The 14880-nt window shown below is 61.9% G+C and carries 10 protein-coding genes; 6 read left to right on the top strand and 4 right to left on the bottom strand.

Going from position 1 to position 14880, the window contains the following annotated elements; genetic code table 11:
- Positions 1 to 23: 23 nt before the first annotated feature.
- The 4 genes from LKX83_RS13185 to LKX83_RS13170 all read right to left on the bottom strand — a co-directional run bounded on the left by LKX83_RS13185 (position 24) and on the right by LKX83_RS13170 (position 5032).
- Positions 24 to 812: an SDR family oxidoreductase gene (locus LKX83_RS13185; protein WP_227882736.1), complete on the bottom strand. Its 789-nt coding sequence runs from the start codon at positions 810 to 812 to the stop codon at positions 24 to 26.
- A 124-nt stretch (positions 813 to 936) separates the two neighbouring features.
- Positions 937 to 2577 (bottom strand): DUF4179 domain-containing protein, encoded by a 1641-nt coding sequence (locus tag LKX83_RS13180; RefSeq protein ID WP_227882735.1) that lies wholly within the window; start codon positions 2575 to 2577, stop codon positions 937 to 939.
- Complete coding sequence (locus tag LKX83_RS13175; RefSeq protein ID WP_227882734.1) at positions 2564 to 3145, bottom strand: RNA polymerase sigma factor; 582 nt, start codon at positions 3143 to 3145, stop codon at positions 2564 to 2566. Before LKX83_RS13175 ends, LKX83_RS13180 begins: the two co-directional genes overlap by 14 nt.
- A gap of 267 nt (positions 3146 to 3412) precedes the next feature.
- Positions 3413 to 5032: a nitrite/sulfite reductase gene (locus LKX83_RS13170; RefSeq protein ID WP_227882733.1), complete on the bottom strand. Its 1620-nt coding sequence runs from the start codon at positions 5030 to 5032 to the stop codon at positions 3413 to 3415.
- A 281-nt stretch (positions 5033 to 5313) separates the two neighbouring features.
- On the opposite strand from LKX83_RS13170, the gene LKX83_RS13165 reads away from it, so the two are divergent.
- The 6 genes from LKX83_RS13165 to pcrA form a co-directional block, all read left to right on the top strand.
- Entirely contained in the window at positions 5314 to 5523 is a 210-nt protein-coding gene (locus LKX83_RS13165) for a hypothetical protein (RefSeq protein ID WP_227882732.1), read from the top strand.
- A 254-nt stretch (positions 5524 to 5777) separates the two neighbouring features.
- The gene (locus tag LKX83_RS13160) at positions 5778 to 8294 is read left to right on the top strand and encodes a U32 family peptidase (RefSeq protein WP_227882731.1); all 2517 of its coding nucleotides are present in this window, start codon (positions 5778 to 5780) and stop codon (positions 8292 to 8294) included.
- Between the two features lie 1163 nt (positions 8295 to 9457).
- Positions 9458 to 10819: a UDP-glucose dehydrogenase family protein gene (locus tag LKX83_RS13155; protein WP_227882730.1), complete on the top strand. Its 1362-nt coding sequence runs from the start codon at positions 9458 to 9460 to the stop codon at positions 10817 to 10819.
- 21 nt (positions 10820 to 10840) lie between these two features.
- The gene (gene galU, locus LKX83_RS13150; protein ID WP_227882729.1) at positions 10841 to 11716 is read left to right on the top strand and encodes a UTP--glucose-1-phosphate uridylyltransferase GalU; all 876 of its coding nucleotides are present in this window, start codon (positions 10841 to 10843) and stop codon (positions 11714 to 11716) included.
- Between the two features lie 293 nt (positions 11717 to 12009).
- Positions 12010 to 12738: a heptaprenylglyceryl phosphate synthase gene (pcrB, locus tag LKX83_RS13145; RefSeq protein ID WP_227882728.1), complete on the top strand. Its 729-nt coding sequence runs from the start codon at positions 12010 to 12012 to the stop codon at positions 12736 to 12738.
- Positions 12728 to 14880: DNA helicase PcrA (gene pcrA, locus LKX83_RS13140; RefSeq protein WP_227882727.1), on the top strand; the 2153-nt coding region annotated here is incomplete at its 3' end. The genes pcrB and pcrA, both read left to right, overlap by 11 nt.

The following is a 14880-nucleotide window of genomic DNA, read 5'->3' as shown; positions in this document are numbered from 1 at the left end:
GCACGAGCCTGCCCGCCGGTTCGTTAGCCGATGAGTAGAGATTCCGCACCGTCGATGTAGATTACCGACCCGGTGATGAGCGACGAGCGGGGGGAAGCGAGGAACGCGACCAGCTCCGCCACCTGCTCGGGCGATCCGGGACCGTCCTGCAGCGGCATGCTGCCTTCCGGGAAGATGACCGGGATTTTCGCCTCTTCGGCTTCGGCCGTCCGATTCGTGTTTTGGCCGATATTCGTCCGGATGGCGCCGGGACAAATCGCGTTGACGCGAATTTGATGCTGGGCAAGCTCCAGCGCGGCCATCTTCGTAAAGGCGACCTGCCCCGCCTTGCTCGAGCTGTAGGCGCTGGCGCCCGTATTGGAGAAGATGCGGGTGCCGTTGACGGAGCTGGTGACGATGATGCTGCCGCCCTGCCGTTTCATGTAGGGGATCGCATACTTGACCGTCAGAAACGTCCCCCGCAAATTGATCGACAGCGTCTGGTCCCAATCCTCGGGCGACAGATCCTCGATCGGCGTCCACGTCCCGTTGATGCCGGCGTTGGCGAACACGACGTCGATGCGTCCCCAGCGCTCGACAGCCTGCCGGATGCCATGCTCCACCGAAGCGGCATCCGAGACGTCTGTCTCCACGGCGATCGCTTCGCCTCCCCTTTCCGCGATCCGGTCCTGCACCTTGTCGTTCGTCTCCTCGACCCGGTCGAGGAGGCAGATCTTGGCGCCGAGCTCCGCCAGCTTCCCCGCGGCCGCGCGCCCGATGCCCGAGCCGCCGCCGGTGACGACGGCCACTTGGCCTTTCAATAGCTGATCCATGCGCGATATCCCTCCTTCGGTATGCTAGCGTGCCCCAAATGCGGCTCGTCTGCTCACTTTCATCTTACCGAAGGGAGGGCGAATTGAATCGGACGGGGAGAGGAGGGCGCCGCTATCTTGTCCTTCAGGGGAGGCGCAGCGATGCCGACCAGTCCACATCGTTGTACAGGCGGAAGATGACGGTGCGTTTCAACCGCAGCTCGTCGGGGACGGTCGTAAGGCCCGCCGCCCGGAGTTCGTAGTCGAGGATCCGGATGAACCCGTTTTTCCAATCGGTGCCGTCCACGGATGAGGAACCTCGCGCCGTCAGAGCATATTCGCGTCCTTGCGGATCGACGATCACCCATTTGCCGGGTCTGTCGGAATTGCGGAAGCCGCCGGTCAGACGCAGCGCGCCTTCCGGCACGTCGCCGTTCGTATCCGGGGGAGAGGCCACGCGGAAGTCGGTCAGCAGCAGGTCGTCGCCGGAGAAGTGGAACGGGATGGGATGGTCCCGCAGCTCGGCGGGCGCGAAGGAAACGGAGGCATCGTCCCGCTCCGCAACCTCGTAGCCATCGAAAACGAACGTAAAGGGCTTGTTTTCCGGCATCTCCTTAAACGTAAAGCTCCAGTGCATAAGCCCGGGCCGGTCGCCGGGGACGCCCGATTCCGACTCGAGTTTGCTTTTGGTGTTTCTTTTTCGCGTGTGGACGCTATGGATTTCGCGGCCTTTTTGGTCTTCGAAGTGGAAGCTCAAGCTCATCTGCCGCCACAGGTCCCCCGGAGAGTGCAGCATCGCCTCCTCGCTCAGCTCCGTATCCAGCTCGAGGCGAATGCCCTGCACCATTCGGGTCAGCTTGGTCAAGCGAACCGTCAGCCCGTCGGGAGCGACGTAGCCGAGATCCAACGTGGAGGCGGTCGTATGGCTGTCGGCCTTGCGCAGGTCGAGGGGAAAGCGAAAGCTCCAATTCCCTTTGATCTCCGGGATCTTATCCACTCCCGGGCGATCGCTTTCGTTGCCGAGCGTCGTCAATTGTCCCTCCACGGTAATCTGATCCGTCTGCGGCGGAGACGTGAAGCGGCAGACCAGATAATAAAAATCTTCCGTCATCCCTTGATCGAACAGTTCGCCGATCACGTTTCCTTGCTCGTCCTTAAGCGTGATGTGGTTGCGCGAAACGTCCAGGTCCAGCGGGGTGAGGTGCAGATGCTCCCGCAGATGTCGGCCGTCCGGGCCGAATACCTGAAGAGCGAGAACGACGCGGGACGCATCGGCCGCCGCTTCGTCGATCCGGACGGTGTAGCCCTGGTCCGTCACCCGGATGTCGGGATGCTGGATGAGGCCAAGCTCTTGTGCGCGCAGCAGCCCGCTGTCGGCCGCCCCGCCTTGCTCGAACAAGGAACGGAGCCGATCGGCGACGGCGGGAATGGCGAAAGATGCGGCCATGCAGACCGCGAGAAGCAGCAGCACCGAGGAGATCAGGAGTTTCCGGCGGCTTGCGCGCGTCCGCCCGATGCCGATTCGGCCGGGGCGGAACGTCGTCTTCGTCTCTGGGGACGGGGCGGCATCGGAGGCGGCGATCGCCGCCATCACCTCGTCCGTAAAGGAAGCGGGCAGGCTGTCACCGAATAAATCTTCGTTCCAGTGGGCCTGCTCGCGCAGCAGCTCCTCGTACCGGGCGGCGCAGGACGGACAAGCGGCGAGATGTTCGGCCCCGGGAGACGCCGACGAGGAGTTCGCCTGCGCCAGCAGGCAATCGAACTCCGCTTCGCTAAAGCATGTCATGGCACGTTTCCTCCTTCGCGGTCATCCATTGCTTCAACCTTCTTTTGGCCCGGTGCAGATCGTTCTGAACTTTGCCGACCGGCACGCCCAGCACTTCGCCGATCTCCTCGTAGCTCAATTCGTTCGTATAGCGGAGCAGCACCACCGCCCGGTAGTTTTCCGGCAGGCGGCCAATCAGGTCTCGCAGCTCGCTGCGGTGCTCTCCTCTCAGCAGCGCTTCCTCGGGGTTGCCATCGGTTGCCGGAAGCTGGGGAGGCTCCGCCGTCCAATCGATAGGCGGGGCGCTTCGCCGGTGATCGATCAGCAGACGGTGGGCGATCCGGTAGAGCCATGCGGCAAAGCGCTTGGTTTCGTCGTGAGACGCGAGCTTGCGGTACGCTCTTACGAACGTCTCTTGGGTCAGGTCTTGGGCGTCCTGATGATTCGCCCCCATGCCGCGCAGCAGGCCGTAAACTCGATTTTTGTAGGCGTCCACCAGACGGCGATAGTCGTCCGCGTTTCCCGCGAGCACGCGGCGAATCCACTCCCGCTCGTCCTCCCCGTTCGTATTCTGCATGCGATCCTCCACTGCACGGCCTCCTATGCGTTCTCTACTGGATAGACGAGAAGAAGGGGACGAACCTCTCACTCGTCCGCGATTTTTTTGTTCGTCATACAGAAGCAACAAGTTTTACCCTATCCATTTCTGTATGACCTCCGATAAGAACGTGTCGCCGTCCGGGAAGACGGCAAAAGCCGTTTTTACTTGGCAGCCCAAACGAAAAAACCGCGCGAATGCGCGGCCCATAAAAAAGGGCGGCAACGGAACGAATCCGCGTGCCGCCGTCGTATGCCGTCAAGCTGCAGGAGCAGCGATAATTTCCGTCCATTTTTCTTGGAGGGCAGGGACGCCTACGCGTTGGACGAAGTCGTGGAACGACTCGTCGGCTTGGCGCTGCTCCTTGTAGAATTCGATCAGCTTGGCGATGCCGAACTGGACTTCCTCGCCTTTGATGCGACCCTTCAGCACCGTGTTGAACTTGGCATCCGGGCCGAGCTTGCCGCCGACCGCGATGTCGAACGCGTCGATCATGCCTTCCGGCGTCTTGATCAGCGAGCCCTGGAGGCCAATGTCGGCGACGTGCTTTTGGCCGCAGCCGTTCGGGCAGCCGATGAAGTGGATGCGGACCGGCGTGTCGAGCTCGACGTGCTCATCCAAGTAAGCGGCCACGCGCCGGGCGCGCTCCTTGGTCTCGACGATGGCCAGGTTGCAAAACTCGTTGCCTGTGCAGGAAACCGTACGGCTCATGAAGCGGTTCGGGTTCGGCGTCAGGCGCTGCAGCAGCGGGTGCGCGAGGAGCGCGTCGACTTTGTCGTCAGGCACGCCGGTCAGCAGCACGTTCTGCGTGATCGTCGTGCGGATCGTGCCGTCGCCGTATTGATCGGCCAGATCGGCGAGCTGGTCGAACTCGTCGCTGCTCGTGCGGCCGACCGGGATGTTCAGGCCGACGTAGTTCAAGCCTTGCTGCTTCTGCGGGTGCACGCCGTCGAAGTAGGAGCCGTTCCAGCCGACAACGCGGTCTTCTCCGCGCGGCGGCATGTCGCCGATCAGCTTCACGAGCTCCTCCTGGAACTTCTCGACGCCCCAGTCGGCGACGAGATACTTCAGGCGGGCGTAGTGGCGCTTCTCGCGGAAGCCGTGATCGCGGAACAGCGACGTGACGCCGATCGCCACCTTCAGGCACTCGTCCGGCAGGATGAACATGTCGAGCTGCTTGCCGAGGTGCGGCTTCGCCGACAGGCCGCCGCCGACGCTCGCGTGGAAGCCGATCACTTCTTTGCCGTCGATCGTCTTGGAGGCCGGCGTGAACGCGAGGCACTGGATTTCGGCAGACGCGTTGTTATAAATATTGGCGGAAATGGACATTTTATATTTCCGAGGCAGGTTGGAGAAATCCCGGTTGTTCAGGAAAAATGCCTCGAACTGGTCGACGATCGGCGTCGTGTCCATCAGCTCGTCGCGGTCGATGCCGACCAGCGGATTGCCGACGATCGTGCGCGGGCAGTCGCCGCAGGCTTCGACGGCCGACATGCCGACGGAGGCGAGGCGGTCGAAGATGTCCGGGAATTGCTCGATCTCGAGCCAGTGGTACTGAATCGCCTGGCGGGTCGTCACGTCGATCAGGCCGCGACCGTAGTCCCGTCCGATGCCGGCGAGCACGCGAGCCTGGGCGCTCGTCAGCACGCCGCCGGGGATGCGGATCCGCATCATGAAATGGCCGTTGTTCGGTTTTTGCTGATAGACGCCGGCCCACTTGAACAAATTGAAGTCTTCCTGCGGAATGGAGGCGAAGCCTTCCTTGGCGTACTTCTCCACGATGTCGCGGATAATGTCCAGGCCGTCCTTCTCGATTTTGTAGAATTCGAATTTATTCAGTTTGTCGGGATCTTTCATCCACACCGCTTCGTAAGCCATTTCCGGATCTCCCCTTGGTTCGGAACGGAACGGCAAGCGTCCTTAATTCCGATTTACTTAATGTGTATTTAATCGTAACATAATCACCCCCTACCGACAATGAATTCGGACGGTCGCGTCCATAAGACTTGCTGATACGAATGCATGCCGCAGCTTATAGTTGAAAGGTGCGTCATCCTGTGACAAACTTGTTACGACGATTCATTCGGACTTGCAACCGAGGCGGGCGGAAGATAACATATAGGATAATGGGAAAGTTATGATATTAAGGAGGTCACCGCATGTTTCTGGCGGCTAACGCGGCGGAGGAAGCTTCAAGCACGTTTACGGCTTTCGACGTGTTCATGGTTATTATTACGGTGCTGGTCGTGATCGGACTTGTGCGCCTGCTCATGCAGCGCCCCGGCAAGAATGTGTTCGCGATCGGCTTCACGGTTGTCTCCTTGGCCCTGCTCCTGATCGCCGACGTGAAGATGGTCAGCGGCTGGTAAGAAGAGAAAGACGGCGGGACGAAGACGGGCCGGAGAGCGTATGCTCTCCGGCCTGTTTTGATAGGGGGCGGCGCCGCGCGCAGACCCGGTCGTTCATGCGATGCGCAACGTCTTTCTACCTAAATAAGGGACACAACGCCTTGGTCGCCGTCTCATGCGCCCCGGGCTTATTTGCCTTTGGCCTGCTAGCGCGGGGTTTGCTATACTAAAGGGAGCTGACCGCCCGTCGCGGCGGTATGGAGGTTACTGAAGAAATGACGAACAAAGCCGCCGTGCGGCGTGAAGATATCGAATTGCTGGCGCCTGCCGGAGATTGGGATTGCATGCGGGCTGCCGTCGCCAACGGCGCGGACGCGATCTTTTTCGGCGTGGAAAAATTCAATGCGCGGGCGCGCGCGAACAACTTCCGGATGGACGAGCTGCCGGAAATCATGGCGTTTTTGCACCGGTACGGGGTGAAGGGCTTCCTGACCTTCAACATTCTCGTGTTCGAGGAAGAACTGCCGGACGCCGGGACGCTGGTCGAAGCCTGCATCGACGCGGGCGTGGACGCCGTCATCGTCCAGGATCTGGGGCTCGTGAAGATGATCCGCGAAATTTCGCCGGACTTTCCGATTCACGGCTCGACGCAGATGACGATCACCTCCCCGGAGGCGGTCGAATTCACCAAGCCGTTCGGGCTCGAGCGCGTCGTGCTGGGCCGGGAGAACAATCTCAAGCAAATTCAGAAGATCGGCGAGCAGGCGAAGCTGCCGATGGAAGTGTTCGTGCACGGCGCGCTCTGCGTCTCCTATTCGGGCCAGTGCCTGACCTCCGAGATGTGGGGCGGTCGTTCGGCCAACCGCGGCGAATGCGCGCAAGCTTGCCGCCTCCCATATGATCTCATGGTCGACGGCGTGCAGAAGCCGATGGGCGACATCGCCTACCTGCTGTCGCCCAAGGATCTCGCGGCGCTCGATCTGATGCCGGAGCTGATCGAAGCGGGCGTCACGTCGTTCAAGATCGAAGGCCGGCTGAAGAGCCCGGAGTACGTGGCGAACGTCGTGAGCAAATACCGCCGGGCGATCGACAAGTATTTCGCAGGCGATGAATCCGAACCGACGACGGAGGAAGTGCGCGAGCTGCAGCAGAGCTTCTCGCGGGGCTTCACGCACGGCTTCCTGGAAGGTACGAACAACAAGAAGCTCGTGGAAGGGACATTCCCGAAGAGCCGGGGCGTCTACCTCGGCCGGGTGGAGAAGGTGCTGCGGGACAGCATCGTCTGCGTGCTGGAGGCGCCGCTGAAGCGGGGCGACGGCCTCGTGTTCGACGCCGGCGATCCGACGAAGAAGGAAGAGGGCGGCCGCGTCTACGACCTGCGCCGAAGCGGCTCGAAGCTGGAGGGGGAAGTACCGGAAGGCGAGCGCATCGAGATCGTGATGGGCCGCAACGACGTGGATCTGCTGCGGGTGCATGAAGGCGACCGCGTCTGGAAGACGAGCGACCCTGCGCTCGACCGCCGTCTGCGGAGCACGTTCGAGACGGAGAAGCCGTACCGCACGTTCCCGCTCGCGGTGACGGCGGAGGGTCGCGAAGGCGCGCCGCTTCGCACGATATGGACAGACTTGAACAAAGGGACGACCGTCGTCGTCCAATCGGACATGCCGCTCGAGCGGGCGGAGCGCCGTCCGCTCGGACGCGAAGTGCTGGAGGAGCAGCTCGGACGTCTCGGGGGTTCGTTGTTCCGGCTGGAGCAGCTCACGGTGGCGCTCGAAGGCGAAGTGATCGTGCCGAAGAGCGAGCTGAACCGGATGCGCCGCGACGCCGTGGAGCGACTCGATCGGATGCGCGAGCAGCCGCCGGTCTATGTGAAGCGCGAGGCGGGCGTATTCGTGGATGCGCCTGCGCGGGAAGCCGCGGCTCTGGCCGGCGGCGGGCGCCTGACGGCGCTGTGCCGGACGCTGGAGCAGGTGAAGGCGGCCGTCGGCACGGACGTCGCGATGGTTTACGCCGACTTCGAGTTCATCAAGCAGTTCCCCGACGCGATCGCCGTCTGCCGCGAAGCGGGCAAGCCGATCGCGCTCGTTACCCCGCGCATCCATATGCCGGGGGAAAACGGCTACCATCGCAACATTCTGAAGCTGAAGCCGGACGCCGTGCTCGTGCGCAACACCGGCGCTCTTTACTTCTATTTGAAGGAGCGCATGGAGCACCCGGACGAAGCGCATCCGACGCTGATCGGCGACTTCTCGCTGAACGTGGCCAACCACAAGACGATCGAGCTGTTCCGGGAAGCCGGTCTCGACTGGGTTACGCCGTCCTACGACTTGAACGTCCAGCAGATGGTCGACATGCTGCGGCGCGCGGATACGTCCCGTCTGGAGCTCGTCATCCATCAGCATATGCCGATGTTCCACACCGAGCATTGCGTCTACTGCACGTTCATGAGCGAAGGGACGGACTACACGAACTGCGGCCGGCCGTGCGAAGCGCACCGCGCCTCCCTGCAGGACCGCATCGGCATGTCCCATCCGGTGCGGGTGGACGAAGGCTGCCGCAACACCGTCTACAACGCGATCGAGCAGTCGGGCGCCGAGTATTTGCAGACGTTCCAGGAGCTCGGCGTGCCGTCCTACCGCGTGGAATTCCTCGAGGAGGACGCCGACAAGGTGCTCGAGGTGCTCTCGCTCTACCGCGCCGCCATGGAAGGCCGGATCAGCGGCACCGAGGTGTGGCGCAAGCTGAAGGCGATCAATCAGCTCGGCGTTACGCGCGGGCAGTTGGTGAAGTAACGGAGGGGCCAGGAAGCCGTCTTGCGCAGCGCGCGGGACGGCTTTTTTGCGTTATAGGGGGCGGAAAGGCCGGAGGAGGAGGAGCGGTAAATGATTCCGTACATGGGGGGGATGCGTGGCGGAGAGGGTGGATGAGCGGTAAATGGTTCCGTACATTGGGGGGAGCGTGGCGGTAGAAGGTGGATGAGCGGTAAAAGGTTCCGTACACGGGTGGTGAGTGGCGGTAGAAGGTGGATGAGCGATAAAAGGTTCCGTACATGGAGGATGCATTGCGGCAGAGGGTGGATGAGCGGTAAATGGTTCCGTACATGGGGGGATGCGTGGCGGAGAGGTGGATGAGCGGTAAATGGTTCCGTACATTGGGGGAGCGTGGCGGTAGAAGGTGGATGAGCGATAAAAGGTTCCGTACACGGGTGGTGAGTGGAGGTAGAAGGTGGATGAGCGATAAAAGGTTCCGTACATTGGAGGATGCATTGCGGCAGAGGGTGGATGAGCGGTAAAAGGTTCCGTACATTGGGATGTACGTGGCGGTAGAAGGTGGATGAGCGATAAAAGGTTCCGTACATGGAGGATGCGTGGTGGTTGAGGGTAGATGAGCGGTAAAGGAGCGTGGCGGTAGAAGGTGGATGTGCGGTAAAAGGTTCCGTACACGGGAGATTAGCGGCGGTAGAAGGTGGATGTGCGGTAAAAGGTTCCGTACACGGGAGATTAGCGGCGGTAGAAGGTGGATGTGCGGTAAAAGGTTCCGTACACGGGAGATTAGCGCGGTAGAAGGTGGATGTGCGGTAAAAGATTCCGTACACGGGAGATTAGTGGCGGTAGAAGGTGGATGTGTGGTAAAAGGTTCCGTACACGGGAGATTAGCGGCGGTAAAAGGTGGATGTGCGGTAAAAGATTCCGTACACGGGTGGTGAGTGGAGGTAGAAGGTGGATGAGCGATAAAAGGTTCCGTACATGGGGGGATGTGTGGTAGAAGGTGGATGAGCGGTAAACGTTTCGCGCATGGAGGGAGTCGGCCCCGGCCTCATTTGTCAACGGGCAGCCCGATTTACGCACCTTTGCGGAAAAGTTTACGCCGGGTTGACAAAAATCGCTAAATCCCTTGTTGCGCCGATGGTAGAATCGAGATCACGATTCTGTTCATCGCGAGGAGGATGAGTCGCATGAAGTTGGCGGTAGTAGGCGCCGGATTGATCGGGTTGACGACGGCGGCGGGGTTCGCGGATTTGGGGCACCGGGTTCTTTGCTGCGATAGCGATAGCGGGAAAATCGGATTGCTGGCACGAGGGACTGTCTCCTATCGGGAGCCGGGGCTGGAGTCGCTCGTGCAACGGAACGTGTCCGCGGGACGATTGCGGTTCGGCGAAATGTCGGAAGAGCTCATGCGCAGCGCCGAAATCGTGTTTCTCGCGGTCGAGACGCCGTCCGCCGACGACGGACAGCTGCAGATGGCCCCGTTCTGGGCGGCTGCCGATCGACTCGGCAGCTGGGACGCGTGCAGCCGCATCGTCGCGATCGTCAGCACCGTGCCCGTCGGCACGGCCGAGCGGCTGGAGGCGCGTCTTCGCGCCCGATTGCCCGGTCACGCCGGTGTGGACGTCGCCTCGCTGCCTGTCTTTCTGCGGGAAGGCAGCGCCGTGCGCGACTTCTACGAGCCGTCCCGCATCGTGATCGGCACGGCATGCCCGGAAACGGCCGAGCGGCTGGACCTGCTTCACCAGCGCCTGCCGGGGCCGATCGTGCACGCCGACCGCCGCAGCGCCGAGCTGGCAAAGCTGGCGGCGAACGCCCATTTGGCGCTGCGGATTTCCTTCGCCAACGAGCTCGCCGCGCTGGCGGAGCAAACTGGGGCGGATTACCCCGCGGTCGCGCAGCTCATCGGACTCGATCCGCGCATCGGGCCGCACAGCCTAGGCGCGGGTCTCGGCTTCGGCGGCCCCAGCCTGCCGAAGGACGCGCGCGCCTACGTGCGGCTCGCGGACGAAGCGGGCGCGCCGCAGACGCTCGTCTCGGCGGCTATCCGCGCCAATGCGATGCTGCCGCTCCGGATGGTGCGCAAGCTGGAGGCGGCGCTCTCCGGCCCCGCGCGGCGCAAGGTGGCGCTGCTCGGCTTGACGTTCAAGCCCGGCTCCGAGGACATGCGCGAGGCGCCGTCCCTTCGGCTGATCGCCGAACTTCTCCGCCGCCACCCGGGCATTACGCTGACGGCCTACGATCCGGCGGGCCAATCGCCCGCGGTTCGACACGCCCTGCCGAACGCCGTCCAGCTCTGCGGCTCCGCCGAGGAGGCGCTGACCGGCGCGGATGCGACAATTCTCGTCACGGAATGGCAGGAGTTTCGGAAAATTCCCGCGCAAGACTACAAAAACTGGATGAACCGTCCTATAATACTAGATGGACGCAATGCTTTGGATGCCCCCGCGCTGAACGCGCAGGGCATCGTCTGCATCGGCGTCGGCCGCCTGCCGGCAACGCCGGCGGAGCCGCCGCCCAACTTCTCGGCGCGGCTGGCCGAGAACGCGTAAATAGAGAGAGGATGCAGCTGCATGAAGATTCGCAAAGCCATTATTCCCGCCGCCGGACTCGGCACCCGGTTTTTACCCGCCACCAAAGCGATGCCTAAAGAAATGCTGCCGATTATCGACAAGCCGGGCATTCAATACATCGTGGAGGAAGCCGTCGCATCCGGGATCGAGGACATTCTCATCGTGACGGGGAAAGGCAAGCGCGCCATCGAGGACCACTTCGACAGCTCCTACGAACTGGAACAGAACCTGCTCGAGAAGGGGAAGCTGGATCTGTTGTCCGAGGTGCAGAAGGCATCCGACTTGATCGATATTCATTATATCCGGCAAAAGGAGCCCAAAGGGCTCGGGCACGCGATCTGGTGCGCCCGCAAGTTCATCGGCGACGAGCCGTTCGCGGTGCTGCTCGGAGACGACATCGTCCAATCCGAGATCCCCTGCCTGAAACAAATGATGGACGTCTATGACGAGATGCAAGGGAGCGTTCTGGCCGTTAAACGGGTGCCTCAAGACGAAATCTCTCGATACGGGATCGTCGATCCTGCCGACGGATCCGATCCGGAGTCCGCTATCGTTCGCGTTCGCGGAGTCGTAGAGAAGCCCTCGCCGGACCGTGCCCCCTCCAATATCGCCATCATGGGCCGCTACATTTTGACGCCGGCGATCTTCGATCTGCTCGAGACGCAGGATACCGGCGCTGGCGGAGAAATCCAGCTGACCGACGCCATCTACCGGCTGATCGAACGCGAGCCGGTGTACGCTTATTCGTTCGAGGGGAACCGATACGACACGGGAGAGAAGATGGGCTATCTCAAAACCATCGTCGACTTCGCGCTCGAACGCCCCGATTTGAAGCACGAGTTCCGCAACTATTTGATGCGCAAGCTGAGCGAATAGTGCTCGGTACCGTCCACAGGCATGAAGCACATGCCGCTTGTCTCCATCGGAGACAGGCGGTTTTTTACGTTGCAGAGGCGGAAGAGGGGGCTATGCGCGCCGTAGCGAAAGAAACTTTCGTAGCAGAGGTCGGCTAAGCGGGCATGGTGCCGCGTATCTTCCGCCTCCGCCGACAGGGCCGTCACCAACAAATAATCAGCCCCGCGCTAGCCAATTTTTCCTCCGCCGTTCCCCTTCTTGGAAGACGCCGCAATTTCCTGTAGACTAGGGTTAAACGACCGATGGAGGAACACATGATCCCATCCTTCTATCCACATTGGCGGCATTCGTTCAAGCTGGACCCGGATCGCGAACTCTCGGACGAGGCGCTGGAGCGCGTATGCCTCTCGGGGACCGACGCGATCCTCGTAGGAGGCTCGAGCGGCGTGACGTACGACAATACGGTGGACCTCCTGTCCCGCATCCGGCGGTATGAAGTGCCTTGCGCACTCGAGCTGTCGGATCCCGCCTGCGCGGTGCCGGGCTTTGACGGCTATTTCATCCCGATGGTGCTCAACACCCCGCGGCGGGAATGGATCATCGGCAGGCAGGCGGAGGCGCTGGCCGACTTCGGCCACCTGATGCCGTGGGAGTCCGTCGCCGGCGAAGCGTACATCGTGCTGAACGGCGATTCGACGGCCGCGCGCGTCACCTGCGCCGACGCGTCCCTCTCGGCGGCGCAGGTGCTGGCTTACGCGCAGCTCGCGGACCGGCTATGGCGGGTGCCCGTGCTGTACGTGGAATACAGCGGCGCCTTCGGCGACATGGCGCTCGTCCGCCGGGTGCGGGAAACGCTGACCCAGGCACGGCTTTTCTACGGAGGCGGGATCCGCACGGTCGATCAAGCCCGCGAGGCGGCCGAGGCGGCGCACACGGTCGTCGTGGGGAACGTCGTCTACGACGATCTCGACGGCGCGCTCCGGACGGTCGGAGCGGTACGCGCCGTACAAGAATCAGCAAAGGAGCAAGGCTATGTTTTTTGAACCGGCAGACCCGCAATCGAACAACCCGTCGCCCCCGCAGCACGCTTTCAACATAGACGAAGCTATACAGAAACTGAATCCGAAGCAGCGCGAAGCGGCCGTCGCCACCGAAGGCCCGCTGCTGATCATGGCCGGCGCCGGCAGCGGCAAAACCCGCGTCCTCACGCACCGGATCGCCTATTTGATCGCGAAGCGCATCGCACCGCCATGGAGCATCCTCGCGATCACATTTACGAACAAGGCGGCGCGGGAAATGCAGGAGCGGGTGTCCAAGCTTGTCGGCTATGGCGGATCGGACGTCTGGGTGAGCACGTTCCACTCCATGTGCGTCCGCATTTTGCGCCGGGACATCGAGCGGATCGGCTACGGCTCGAACTTCAGCATCCTCGACTCGGCCGACCAGCTGTCCGTCATCCGCGGCGTCATGAAGGACCAGAACATCGACACCAAGAAGTTCGAGCCCAAAGCCGTGCAGGCGATGATCAGCGGCGCCAAGAACGAGCTGCTAACCCCGGAAAAGTACGAGAACCGCGCCGGAGACTACTTCCAGACGATCGCGGCCAAGGTGTACACTCAGTACCAAAAGCGGCTCAAAGCGAACAATTCGCTCGATTTCGACGATCTCATTCTTTTGACCATCCAGCTGTTCAAAGACGTGCCCGAAGTGCTCGAATTCTACCAGAACAAATTCAAATTCATTCACGTCGACGAATACCAGGATACGAACCGGGCGCAGTACATGCTGTGCAAAATGCTCGCGAGCAAGCATCACAACATCTGCGTCGTGGGCGACTCCGACCAGTCGATCTACCGGTGGCGCGGGGCCGACATCACGAACATCCTGAACTTCGAGGCGGACTATCCGGAGGCGAGGACGATTTTGCTGGAGCAGAATTACCGTTCCACATCCAACATCCTCGAAGCCGCGAACCGGGTCATCCAGAATAACATGGGACGCAAAGCGAAAAACCTGTGGACCGACCGCGCCGGCGGCGAAAAGATCACGGTGTACCAAGGGGACTCCGAGCACGAGGAAGGCTATTTCGTGGCGAACGAGATTCGCAAAAACCGGCAGAGCGGCCGCCGCTACGACGATCACGCGATATTGTACCGCACGAACGCGATGTCCCGGGTCGTGGAAGAAATCCTCATCAAGTCGGAAATTCCGTACCAGATCGTAGGCGGCACCAAGTTCTACGACCGCAAGGAAATCAAGGACATCCTCGCCTATCTGCGGCTCGTCTCCAACCCGGACGACGACATCAGCCTAAGCCGGATCGTCAACGTGCCGAAGCGATCCATCGGCGACACGACGATGGGCAAGGTGCAGGACGAAGCGGGGCGGCGGGGCATCTCGGTGTTCCGCCTGCTCAGCGAAGGCGACGGCCTCCTCGGCGACGGGCTCTACCATCTGGACATCCAGTCCCGCGCCAAGGCGGCGCTGTCCGAGTTCCGCCAGCTGATCCAGAACCTGACCGCGATGGTGGAGTATCTGTCCGTCACCGAACTTACGGAAAAAATGCTGGAGATGTCGGGCTACCGCGAGGAGCTGATTCGCGAAAATACGCTCGAGTCGAAGGCGCGGCTGGAAAACATCGAGGAGTTCCTGTCCGTTACGCAGGAGTTCGAGAGCCGCAACGAGGACAAGTCGCTGCTCTCGTTCCTGACCGATTTGGCGCTCATCGCCGACATCGATTCGATGAACAATGATCCCGAAGAAGATACCGGCGACTCGGTCGTGCTCATGACGATGCACAGCGCGAAGGGGCTGGAGTTCCCCGTCGTCTTCATCGTCGGCATGGAGGAAGGCGTGTTCCCGGGCAGCCGGGCGTTCATGGACAACGACGAGATGGAGGAAGAACGGCGCTTGGCGTATGTAGGCATCACCCGCGCGGAGAAGAAGCTGTACCTCACCTGCGCGCGCATGCGCTTGCTCTACGGCCGAACGAACAGCAACGCGCCGTCCCGGTTTCTCGGCGAGATTCCGGACGAGCTGAAGGAGCCGGTCGAGCCGCGCGGCGGACGCCTCGGCTCCTATGGCGGCTACGGCTCGCGGCTCGGCGGAGGCGCCTCCGCGGCCGGAGCCGGCGGATTCGGCGCGCGCGGCGGCAGTCCCGCGGGCGCCGGCTTCGGCAGCCGGCC

Origin of the sequence: Cohnella baijiui, assembly GCF_020731285.1 — a bacterium.
Lineage (GTDB): Bacteria > Bacillota > Bacilli > Paenibacillales > Paenibacillaceae > Cohnella.
The sequence above is the reverse complement of the archived record's forward strand: the minus strand, read 5'-3'. Positions and strand labels throughout refer to the sequence as shown.